The organism is Streptomyces sp. 15-116A (assembly GCF_025290915.1).
In the GTDB taxonomy this organism is placed as follows: domain Bacteria; phylum Actinomycetota; class Actinomycetes; order Streptomycetales; family Streptomycetaceae; genus Streptomyces.
In genome coordinates this window covers 1-9789 of the sequence record NZ_JAOCQE010000244.1, presented here as the reverse complement: position 1 = coordinate 9789, position 9789 = coordinate 1, and the positions used below count along the sequence as shown (strand labels likewise).

At 72.6% G+C, this 9789-nt stretch carries 11 protein-coding genes; 5 read left to right on the top strand and 6 right to left on the bottom strand.

The annotated features are described in order from the left end of the window. Window positions 1–2203 (bottom strand): helix-turn-helix transcriptional regulator (locus N4P33_RS27990; protein ID WP_260829598.1); only part of this gene is annotated, 2203 nt, incomplete at its 3' end. Window positions 2204–2343: 140 nt separating this feature from the next. Here N4P33_RS27990 and mmuM point away from each other — a divergent pair. Beyond that, window positions 2344–3255, top strand: a complete 912-nt coding sequence (gene mmuM, locus N4P33_RS27985) for a homocysteine S-methyltransferase (RefSeq protein ID WP_260829596.1) — start codon at window positions 2344–2346, stop codon at window positions 3253–3255. Here mmuM and N4P33_RS27980 read toward each other — a convergent pair. Then, a complete protein-coding gene (locus tag N4P33_RS27980; protein ID WP_399030239.1) occupies window positions 3155–3709 on the bottom strand; it encodes an ATP-binding protein in 555 nt (184 codons plus the stop codon). The genes mmuM and N4P33_RS27980 overlap by 101 nt on opposite strands. A 1-nt stretch (window position 3710) precedes the next feature. On the opposite strand from N4P33_RS27980, the gene N4P33_RS27975 reads away from it, so the two are divergent. Together N4P33_RS27975 and N4P33_RS27970 are read left to right on the top strand one after the other, a co-directional pair. Next, entirely contained in the window at window positions 3711–4607 is an 897-nt protein-coding gene (locus N4P33_RS27975) for a helix-turn-helix transcriptional regulator (RefSeq protein WP_260829599.1), read from the top strand. Further along, entirely contained in the window at window positions 4604–4858 is a 255-nt protein-coding gene (locus N4P33_RS27970; RefSeq protein ID WP_260829594.1) for a DUF397 domain-containing protein, read from the top strand. Before N4P33_RS27975 ends, N4P33_RS27970 begins: the two co-directional genes overlap by 4 nt. On the opposite strand, the gene N4P33_RS27965 is transcribed toward N4P33_RS27970, so the two are convergent. Together N4P33_RS27965 and N4P33_RS27960 are read right to left on the bottom strand one after the other, a co-directional pair. Beyond that, window positions 4855–5268 (bottom strand): VOC family protein, encoded by a 414-nt coding sequence (locus N4P33_RS27965; protein ID WP_260829593.1) that lies wholly within the window; start codon window positions 5266–5268, stop codon window positions 4855–4857. The two genes, N4P33_RS27970 and N4P33_RS27965, sit on opposite strands and share 4 nt — an antisense overlap. Next, complete coding sequence (locus N4P33_RS27960) at window positions 5265–5849, bottom strand: dihydrofolate reductase family protein (protein ID WP_260829592.1); 585 nt, start codon at window positions 5847–5849, stop codon at window positions 5265–5267. The genes N4P33_RS27965 and N4P33_RS27960 overlap by 4 nt, the downstream gene beginning before the upstream one ends. Before the next feature lie 139 nt (window positions 5850–5988). On the opposite strand from N4P33_RS27960, the gene N4P33_RS27955 reads away from it, so the two are divergent. Then, window positions 5989–6570, top strand: coding sequence for a dihydrofolate reductase family protein (locus N4P33_RS27955; RefSeq protein ID WP_260829591.1), 582 nt, complete (start codon window positions 5989–5991; stop codon window positions 6568–6570). An 18-nt stretch (window positions 6571–6588) separates the two neighbouring features. Here N4P33_RS27955 and N4P33_RS27950 read toward each other — a convergent pair whose 3' ends face one another. After that, complete coding sequence (locus tag N4P33_RS27950; RefSeq protein ID WP_260829590.1) at window positions 6589–6735, bottom strand: hypothetical protein; 147 nt, start codon at window positions 6733–6735, stop codon at window positions 6589–6591. 113 nt (window positions 6736–6848) lie between these two features. Continuing rightward, window positions 6849–8435, bottom strand: coding sequence for a carboxylesterase/lipase family protein (locus tag N4P33_RS27945; RefSeq protein ID WP_260829589.1), 1587 nt, complete (start codon window positions 8433–8435; stop codon window positions 6849–6851). Window positions 8436–8645: 210 nt separating this feature from the next. On the opposite strand from N4P33_RS27945, the gene N4P33_RS27940 reads away from it, so the two are divergent. Continuing rightward, window positions 8646–9692 (top strand): LacI family DNA-binding transcriptional regulator, encoded by a 1047-nt coding sequence (locus tag N4P33_RS27940; RefSeq protein ID WP_260829588.1) that lies wholly within the window; start codon window positions 8646–8648, stop codon window positions 9690–9692. Window positions 9693–9789 lie beyond the last annotated feature (97 nt).

Below are 9789 nucleotides of genomic sequence, written 5' to 3'. Positions count from 1 at the left end.
GCACCCGGTCGAGCAGGTGGACCGCCGCCAGGGCCCGGCCCGCGGCGAGCTGGATGCCCGCGGCCCCCACCGCGCACGCGACCTGCTCCTCGGGCACTCCCCGCACCAGCTCGGCCGCGGTGTCCGCCCGGCCCTCGGCCAGGTGGGCGGCGGCTGCCACGACCGCCGTCTGTCCCTGCGCCCAGGGCGAGGAGACCTCGGCCGGCACGACACAGTCCAGCGCCTTGAGGGCCGCCTTCGCGTCGCCCTGCGCCAGATGGAGCCGGGCGGTGACGATGGCCCGGCCCGCCTCCGTCACCGGATCCCGCAGGGCGGGCGGTGACGCGGCCGACGCGTCGAGCAGGGACCGGGCCTGGCCGAGCTCGTCGCGGTCCAGGGCGACGGCGGCGAGGACCAGGCGTTCGACGCCCGCCCCGGACGGCTGGGGCAGACCGAACCGCTCCGTCTCGGCGATCGCCGCCCGCGCCTTGCGCTCCGCCTGGCCAAGACTGCCGTTCAGGTAGTCCATCAGGGCCAGGCGGCCCAGGCAGTCCTCGCGCGGCAGTGCCGTCGCCGCGCGGGCCTCGGAGGCCGCCACGGCGGACAGGGCGTCCCAGGCGTCCTCGAAACGACCGGCCCACAGCGCGGCCGAGCCCACGTGGGTGAGCAGCAGCGCGTCGAGTTCGGGATGGCGTTCCAGCAGGTGGCCGGGCACCTGCTCGCGCAGCCGCTCGGCCGCCTCGGCGGCGGACTCTGCCTTCCGGGGGGACCCGGCCAGCCGTGCCGCGAGCGCTTCCAGCAGCGCGCAGCTCAGCCGGGCGGCGGCAGCGTCCAGGGGCTCGTCGCCGCCGTACCGCTCCAGCGCGTGCTCGGCGCGTTCGAGGTGGACCAGGCCGCTGTCCAGATCGCTGCGCGACAGTTCGCGGGCCGCCCGCACCAGTTCCGGGGCCGGGCCGTCGGCCTCCTTCCCCATGCGGGAGAACAGGCCGGTCACCGCGTCGGCGCGCAGGCCGGTGAAGAACTGGCCGATGGCGAGGTCGTCGATCAGGGCGGCGGCGGTGGACTCCCAGTCCCCGGCCGCCGCACCGTGTGCGAGCGCCTCGGCGAGCGATCCGGACCGCCGCAGCCACTCGGCGGCCCGTCGGTGCAGTTCGGGTTCCAGAGCGGGCCGCCGCATCCGCAGGTGGGCGCGGAGGATCTCCGCGAACAGCGGATGCAGACGGTACATACTGTGCCCGAGGTGCTCGACGAACGCGTTGTCCCGGCTCAGCCGGGCCAGAGTGGCCCCGGCGTCGTCGCGCCCCGTGAGCGCGTCCGCCAGGCCGGGCCCGAAGCGGTCGAGCAGGCTGACCCGCAGCAGCAGGTCCTGCGTCTCGGGGTCCTGCCGCTTGAGCACCTCCGCCAGCAGGTAGTCGGCGATCGTGCTGCGGTCGGCCTCGAAGTCCGCGAGATACGCCTGCGGATCCGGGCTCTGCGCCGCCGCCAGCGCGCTCAGCCGCAGCCCGGCCGCCCAGCCCCGGGTGCGCTCCACCAGCGCGCGCACGGCGGCCGGTGACAGCCGCAGCCCGTGGAGGTCCATGAGTTCGGCCGCCTCGTGCGGGGTGAAGGCCAGCTCCGCGTCCCTGATCTCCGTCAGCTCGCCGGTGGCCCGGTACCGGTGCAGGGGCAGCAGGGGCTCGGTGCGGGTGACGAGGATCAGCCGCAGCCCGCCCCCCGCGTGCCGCAGCACGAACTCCAGCTGCTCCGCGATCTCCGGGGCGGTCACCCGGTCGAACTCGTCGAGCACCACCGTCACGGGCTGTTCGCGGGCACTGAGTCCGGCGGCGAGCCGCGCGGGCAGACTCGGGCTCACTCGCTGCGCGTCCGCCGGAGTGCCCACGTCTGCGGGGAGCGGGACACCGGCGACCCGCAGGGCCTGCAGCAGATACGCCCAGAACATGCCCGGTGCGTCACCGGCCGCGTCACTGGTGAGCCACACGACGGGTGCCCCGTCCCGGTGCCTCACCCAGTCGGCGACCAGCAGCGTCTTCCCCGCTCCCGCGGACCCGTTGACCATCGTCAACGGCGTGTGCAGGGCCTGGTCGAGATGACGGGTGAGCCGCTTGCGCCGCAGAAACGTCACCGGGCAGGCGGGAACCGCGAACCGGGTGCGCAGGAAGGGGTCGCCGTGCGGGTCGGCGACGGGGTGCGCCGGTGGCGGGCCTTCTCCTGCGAACCCCGCCATGACCATCACCGCCAACGCGTCAGATGCGGTGTCGTGCCGCCTGCGGCATCCGCACCGTCGTACTGCCTTCAGCATCCCAGCCCGGTGACCGGGCCGCACCACGGTGAACCGTGCGCGGTGACTCGACTACCGTCGGCCCCATGCACGACTCCCGCGATGTCGCCGGGGCCCTGAGGTCCGGCCCGCTCGTCCTCGACGGAGGCATGTCCAACCAGCTCGCCTCCGCCGGGCACGACCTCTCTGACGACCTGTGGTCGGCCCGCCTGCTCGCCGACGCCCCGGAAGCGATCACCGAGGCCCACCTCGCCTACTTCGAGGCGGGCGCGGACATGGCGATCACCGCGAGTTACCAGGCGACGTTCGAGGGCTTCGCCAAGCGCGGCATCGACCGCGGCCGGGCGGCGGAGCTGCTGGCGCTGAGCGTGGAGGCGGCCCGCGAGGCCGCCCGCAGGGCCGACGTCACGCGCCCCCTGTGGGTGGCGGCGTCGGTGGGCCCCTACGGCGCGATGCTCGCGGACGGCTCCGAGTACCGGGGCCGCTACGGCCTGACGACCGCCGAGCTGGAACGCTTCCACCGCCCACGCATGGAGACCCTCGCCGGGGCCCGACCCGACGTCCTGGCCCTGGAGACGATCCCCGACACGGACGAGGCCGAGGCGCTGCTGCGAGCGCTGCGCGGCCTGGACGTCCCGGCCTGGCTGTCGTACTCCGTCACCGGCGACCGCACCCGCGCCGGACAGCCCCTGGAGGACGCCTTCGCCCTGGCCGCCCAGGCGGACGAGGTGATCGCGGTCGGCGTCAACTGCTGCACCCCCGGGGACGCGGACCACGCGGTGACGTTGGCGGCCCGGATCACCGGCAAGCCGGTCGTGGTCTACCCCAACAGCGGGGAGCGCTGGGACGCCGCGGCCCGCGCCTGGACCGGCCGCTCCACCTTCACCGCCGGCCAGGTCACGGGGTGGCTGGAGTCCGGGGCACGGCTGATCGGGGGCTGCTGCCGTGTCGGCCCGGCGACGATCTCGGCGATCGCACGGCTGGTGAGAGGGGCGTAGCGAACTCGCACCACACCGTCTTGCCGGGGTTCCGCTCCCCCACGCCCCACTTGTCCGCCACCTGCTCCACCAGCAGCAGGCCGCGCCCACCCTCGCCGGTCCCCCCGGCGGCGTCCTCGGATACGGCGGGGACGCCGCCCCCGCTGTCGTGCACCTCGACACGTACGCCGCCGTCGTCACTGCCGTGGCCGCCGTAGGCCAGCAGCCTCAGCAGGAAGCCGCGGCCGGGCGGTACGCCGTGCAGCAGGGCGTTGGTGGCGAGTTCGCTGACGCACAGCAGCACATCGTCCGCGCGCCCGCGCACGCCCCACTCGTCGAGCACGCCGCGGGCGAACACCCGCGCGCCCGGCACGGACCGGCGTTCGCGGCGGAAGAAACGCTCACGTGGAGAGGGGAGTTGGGGCAGGGGTGGAGTTTCCTGATTCACGTGACGAGAGTCACGCTCCGTGGCCATGATGGAACAGTCCGCGCACCCGTACAGCCTGCTTGTACGGGTGCGCGATGGTGAACGTACGGCCCTGGTGGGGGAGTTCAGCCGCATGAGCACACGCAGGAACGCCTCGGCGATGAAAATGGTGGGCGCACTCCTCGCCCTCTACCGCCAAGCGGCCGGATACACCCAGAGGTCGCTGGGCGAGCACTTCTGCATCAGCGAACAGCAGATCGCGTCGATCGAGCAGGGCAGGCGCCCGCTGAAGCCGGATCTCGCCGAGCAACTCGACGCATTCCTGTGCACCAAGGGCGCGTTGTCGGTTGCGGTGAGCCGGATGCCGGAGGTGGATCTGGTTCCGTTGTGGGCGGAGGAGTATTTGGATCGGGAGCGGGAGGCCATCGCAATCTCCGTGTACGCGAACGCCGCCGTTCCCGGCCAACTTCAGAGCGAACGGTACGCACGCGCGGTGTTCCGCAGCAGGGTGCCAGTGTTCGACGAGGATGAGATCGAGCATCTCGTCGCCACGCGCATGGGACGCCAGGAAATCCTGCAGCGCAAGGTGCCGCCGACCACGAGCTTCGTGATCTGGGAGGCAGTGCTGCGGGACCATCTGGGCGGGCTGGATGTGCATGTCGAGCAACTCCGCAAACTGCGCACGTACGCAGATGTGCCAGGCATCGCCATCCAGGTACTCCCCCTCGGGCGCACCTCGCACGCTGGACTGGACGGCCCGTTCGTGCTTCTGGAAACACCGGACCACCAGCGGCTCGCGTATATGGAGACTCAACGCGGCAGCCAGTTGATCGCCGACCCGGACGGGGTGGGGATCCTGACCCTGAAGTATGCGATGCTGCGGACGCAGGCCCTCAACACCGAAGACACGAGGGACCTGTTGGACCGTCTTCTGGGAGAAGCATGAGCGGCACCGCACTTGAGTGGTTCAAGTCGAGCTACAGCGGGAGTGAAGGCGGCGAGTGCCTCGAAGTCGCCTACACCTGGCGCAAGTCCACCTACAGCGGTGACTTCCAGGACGCCTGTGTCGAAATCGCCCCCCACGCCACCGCCATCCACATCCGCGACTCCAAAACCCCGAACGCCCCCCACCTCACCGTCGCTCCGGAGACGTGGGCCGCGTTCCTGCCGACGCTCGCGCCTCTCCCCGCGCTCTAGGAGAAGTCCGCCTCGGTGATGCCGTCGGCGTGTCCGGGGGGCCACTCCACCAGTTCGATGCGGTAGCCGTCCGGGTCGGTGAGCCACGCGGTCTTCGGGCCGTTGGGACCGCCCGGGCGTTCCACGGGCCCGGGTCCCAGACCGGCGTCGGTCAGCTGCTCCACGGTGGCGTACAGGGTGTCCACCTGGATCGCGAGGTGGTCGAAACCGCTGCCCACGTCGACGCGCCCCTCGCTGGGGCGGTGGACCAGTTCGAGGGAGGCCGCCGGTTCGCCGGCGAACTTGAGGAGCGCGAGCTGGGCTCCGTCCCCCAGGTCGACCCGGCCCAGCCGGACGTAGCCGAGGGCGGTGTAGAAGTCGAGCGAGGGGTTCAGGTCGGTGACGCGGTAGGAGACGAAGAGCGTCCTCATGCGGACTCCTCGGGATGGCGCACGCGGTAGCGGAGGTGGGTGACGTCCCTGTCCTCGAGTACGCGGACGTGGTCGAGTTCGACGGGGGCACCGCTGAGGTGGTCGAAGAGCCGTCGGCCTGCTCCGAGGAGTACCGGAACGAGGTGGATCTCCATTTCGTCGAGGTGCCCGGCGCGGAGGAGTGCCTGGGCCGCGCCCGCGCCGTGGACCATGATGGGCCGGTCCCCGGCGGCGGCGCGCGCCTGACGTGCGCAGGCGTCGACGTCGGTGACGAAGCGGGCGCTGCCGGGCGGGACGTCCCCGGCGTCCACATGGTGGGTGAGGACGAGGATCGGCACACCGTCGTGATGGTCGCCCTGCCAGCGCCCGGCGAGTTCGAAGGTGCGACGACCGGAGATCACCGCGCCGGTCGCCATCGCCTCGCGGTAGACCTGGCCGCTGGGACCGTCGGATCCCCGGTCGTCGAGCCAGTTGAAAAGACGTCCGCCCGTCCGTCCGAGCTCCTGGCCCGGTCGGTCGTCCGGACCGGCGATGTAGCCGTCGAGCGACATCGACATGTACAGCCTGATCGGATTGCTCATTCTGCCCTCCAGGGCTCGTCACAAGGGGTGACTTCAGGCGGCGGGCAAAGTCATCGGTCGCCGGTCGCGGAATCGATGAGTTCTCGTCCCTTCCGCAGTCGACCCAGGGACGGTGCAGCCACGACAGGAAGGTGCAGTGATGGCAACGCTCATGGTGGACTTCATCATCTCGCTCGACGGATACGGCGCTGCCGAGGGCTGGCCCGGATTCTGGGGGATGGAGGGGCCCGAGTATCTCGCCTGGCTGGAGGACCCCTCGGAGCACGAGCACACGACCCTGATGGGGGCGAACACGTACCGGCTGATGTCGGGGTTCGCCGAGCAGATGCCGGACGACGCGGCGGGCCTCGGGGCGCTGACGGCGATGCCGAAGGTGGTGTTCTCGTCCACCCTGAAGGCACCGCTGTCCTGGGCCAACTCCGAGCTGGTCGACGGGGATGCCGTCGAGGCCGTGCGGGAGATGAAGCGGCGTGACGAGCGGCCCCTGCGCACCCTCGGCAGCGTCAGCCTGTGCCGGTCGCTGCTGCGGGCGGGCCTGGTGGACCGCTACCGGCTGGTGGTGTTCCCGGTGATCACCGGCGCCACCGGGAGGGACCGCATCTTCGACGGGTACCCCGACGTGAAGCTCGACCTGGTCCGAAGCAGGCTGTTCGACGGCCGGCTGCAGATGCTCGAGTACGTCCCCACCGTGCTCGACGCCCCTCCGGGCGCGGGCGACTGAGCACAGGGCGGGATGCCGTCACACCTCGGCGGGTGAGTCCGCAGGCTCATCCGGGGGTGTGTCGGGAGGAGTCGCCGGGCGGGGGAACAGGAATCCCTCGAGAGCGTCGAGCGCGAACATCACGGCCCCGAGCATCAAGGGGACGAGCAGTGCCAAGGCCACCATGACGCCTCCTGACAACGGTGCCACGGGCGTGGCGTGACGCAGAAGGTCCAGATCCACCATGAGCCAGTCGGGTGAAGATCGCATGCTCAGGCGTCGCGCCTCGCCGACCGCCGTCAGTGCCGGCGCAACGCCCCGCTGCGGCGCAGGCGGCTGATGACCGAGCGGAGTTCGGGGGACGGCTCCTGAGTGCGCGGCGTCGTCGACCACAGGGTCAGTTCGCGGTCCCGTGGGCCGTAGGCCACCCGCGGCGCACCCTCGTCGAACAGCTGTACGGGATGGCGGGCGTCCCACCGCTGCCAGCCCGGCCGGCCGTCGGAGACGAAGCGCACCCACGCGCCGTGCATCGCCTCGCTCAGTTCTCGCGGTGCGCCCTCCCCCGCCAGTTTCCGGGCCTCCGGTACGTCCCCGCTGTCGAAGACGAAGCCCAGCTCCAGGGCGTGGCAGGCGCCCAGCCCGGGGCGCCTGGACGGCCAGGCGAACTCGTAGACGTACGACGGCTCCGAGCGGCCGTCCGCGAGCCGGTGCAGGGGCAGTCGTAGCAGGTGGTCGGTGACCATCTGGCCGACGATCTCGGCGGGGGTGGCGTCCGGGCGCAGCGCGCGGTAGCCGCGGGGGACCTCGTGGCCGCAGTGGCAGCGGGCCATGGCCCCGGCGAGGGCGACCGCGCCGAGGCGGTTCACGCGGTCGACGAGGCCGCCGGGGACCAGCCAGAGCCGGTACTCGTCGCTGGTCCAGCCCATGAGGAGGTCGACGCCCGGGGCCGCGCCGTCCGTCAGCGCGTCGAGGGGGTCGCGCGGCACCAGGTCGCCATCGACCACGATGCCGAACGCCGGGCCGCCGAGGACCGGGCTGCTAAGCCTTCCCACCTCGGCCTGGACGCGCAGCAGTTGCTCGCGGTCGACGCCGGCGAAGGCCTCGGCTGTGGCCGGGATCCTCAGCCGGCCGGCGATGCGGCGCACCATGCGGCGGACCTTGTCCCGGGGGGAGGCCTCGGGCGGGCCGCTCTGCAGGATGGCGCGGCGGACCAGGCCCTGTGCCTGCGGCGCGGCGACGAGCGCGCCGGTGCTGATCGCGCCGGCGGACTGGCCGCCGAGGGTGATGCGGTCGGGGTCGCCGCCGAACGCGGTGATCGCGTCGTGGACCCAGCGCAGGGCGGCGAGCTGGTCGCGCAGGCCGGCGTTGGCGGGGGCGTCGGGGAAGAGGCCGTAGCCCTCGACGCCGAGGCGGTAGTTGACGGACACGAAGACGACGCCGTCGCGGGCGAAGGTGGCGCCGTCGTAGACGGGGACGGCGGAGGAGCCGCGGGTGAGGGCACCGCCGTGCAGCCAGACCAGGACGGGCAGGCGGGCGCCGGGCGACGGGTCCGGGGTCCATACGTTGAGGTTGAGGCAGTCGTCGCCGGGGATCACCGGGTCGGCGAGGTACTCGGCGAAGGCGTCGGAGTACGGCGGCTTCGGGGCCGTGGGGCCGAAGGCTCCGGCGTCGCGCACGCCGTCCCAGGGCTCCGGCGCGACGGGCGGCCGGAACCGGCGCGGACCGAAGGGGGGTGCCGCGTACGAGATGCCACGGAAGACGGCGACGTCGCCCTTCTCCCACCGGCCGCGTACGGACTCCCACCGGCCGCGTACGGAGCCGTAGGGCGTTCTGACCTCGGGGTGCTCCCGGGTCCTGATCACGGGGTTCTCCCGGCCTGCCGTCATCTGCCCACCAGCCCTTCGTCGCACCGTGCTCACGCACCCCGGTACAACCCACCGGTAACACAAGAGCACCACAACGCTCATCGGTATTCCTGCGCAGGCGCGCGGGGCTTCACGCCGGGGATCGGCGGATCTAGGGTGGGCGTCACATATAGGAAGCGCTTTCTACACGTTCGCTGCGGTGTTCTCTGGGAGGAGAGGGTGGGGTTGCCGATGGCCCGTACGGGAGGTGCGAGCGTGACGGCCGGACCGACGCTGGCGGTCGTCGCCCGCGAGGCGGGGGTGTCGGTGCCGACCGCGTCCAAGGTCGTCAACGGGCGCGAGGACGTGGCCCCGGCGACGCGGCGCCGTGTCACTGAGGCGCTGGACCGGCTGGGGTATGTGCGCAGGCCCCGGTTCGACACGGGCCGGGCGCCCCGCCTGGTGGATCTCGTCGTGGACTCGCTGGAGGGTCCGGGCTCCGGGGCGGTGCTGCACGGGGTGGAGGGGGCGGCGCGGGCGGCGGGTCTTGAGGTGGTGGTGTCGGCGGCACTCGGCCGTGACGGCTCCGCCGGGCCGCCGGAGCGGGGCTGGCTGGACCGGCTGGTCACGCGGGGCTCGTGCGGGGTGCTGTTCCACCTCACCGAGCTGAGCGCGGCGCAGTACGCCTGGCTGCGGCAGCACCGGGTGCCCTTCGTGACGATCGACCCGGTGCGCGAGCCGCCGCCGGGCGTCGTCTCGGTGGGCGCGACGAACTGGCAGGGCGGCGTGACGGCGACGGAGCACCTGCTGTCCCTGGGCCACGAGCGCATCGCCGTCCTCGCGGGTCCGCGGCGCACGATGCCGAGCGACGCGCGGGTCGCCGGTTACCGCTCCGCTCTCTCCGCGGCGGGCATCGCACACCGCCCCGAGTACGTCCGCCACGCCGCCGCCACCGAGCCGACGGCCCGCCGCCGCACGCACGAACTCCTCGACCTGCCCGAACCTCCCACGGCCCTGTTCGCCTGCTCGGACCGCATGGCCCTGGGCGCGTATCAGGCCCTGGCCGAACGGGGCCTGCGCGTTCCCGGCGACGTCAGTGTCATCGGCTTCGACGACCGCCCCGAGGCCCGCTGGCTCACGCCGCCCCTGACGACGATCCGCCAGCCTCTGTCGGAGATGGCGGCCACGGCTCTGACGCTTCTGCTGCGCTTGATGGACGACCACCATCCGGAGAGCACCCGCACGGAGTTGTCGACCCGGCTGGTGCAACGGGCGAGTACGGCACGGCCGCGGGCCTGAGCGCTTCGTGTCCTTGAAGGGGGATCATCCCCCGGCATCGACGTCGTTGAGGGGCGCTCCGTCGCCGGTGGGCGGCAGATCACCACGCTCGACGGGC

Excerpts from the sequence above, each read along its gene's own strand:
- mmuM (WP_260829596.1), top strand. The coding sequence starts at position 2,344 with ATGCACGACTCCCGCGATGTCGCCGGGGCCCTGAGGTCCGGCCCGCTC.
- N4P33_RS27980 (WP_399030239.1), bottom strand. The coding sequence starts at position 3,709 with ATGGCCACGGAGCGTGACTCTCGTCACGTGAATCAGGAAACTCCACCC.
- N4P33_RS27975 (WP_260829599.1), top strand. The coding sequence starts at position 3,711 with ATGGAACAGTCCGCGCACCCGTACAGCCTGCTTGTACGGGTGCGCGAT.
- N4P33_RS27970 (WP_260829594.1), top strand. The coding sequence starts at position 4,604 with ATGAGCGGCACCGCACTTGAGTGGTTCAAGTCGAGCTACAGCGGGAGT.
- N4P33_RS27965 (WP_260829593.1), bottom strand. The coding sequence starts at position 5,268 with ATGAGGACGCTCTTCGTCTCCTACCGCGTCACCGACCTGAACCCCTCG.
- N4P33_RS27960 (WP_260829592.1), bottom strand. The coding sequence starts at position 5,849 with ATGAGCAATCCGATCAGGCTGTACATGTCGATGTCGCTCGACGGCTAC.
- N4P33_RS27955 (WP_260829591.1), top strand. The coding sequence starts at position 5,989 with ATGGCAACGCTCATGGTGGACTTCATCATCTCGCTCGACGGATACGGC.
- N4P33_RS27950 (WP_260829590.1), bottom strand. The coding sequence starts at position 6,735 with ATGGTGGCCTTGGCACTGCTCGTCCCCTTGATGCTCGGGGCCGTGATG.
- N4P33_RS27945 (WP_260829589.1), bottom strand. The coding sequence starts at position 8,435 with ATGACGGCAGGCCGGGAGAACCCCGTGATCAGGACCCGGGAGCACCCC.
- N4P33_RS27940 (WP_260829588.1), top strand. The coding sequence starts at position 8,646 with ATGGCCCGTACGGGAGGTGCGAGCGTGACGGCCGGACCGACGCTGGCG.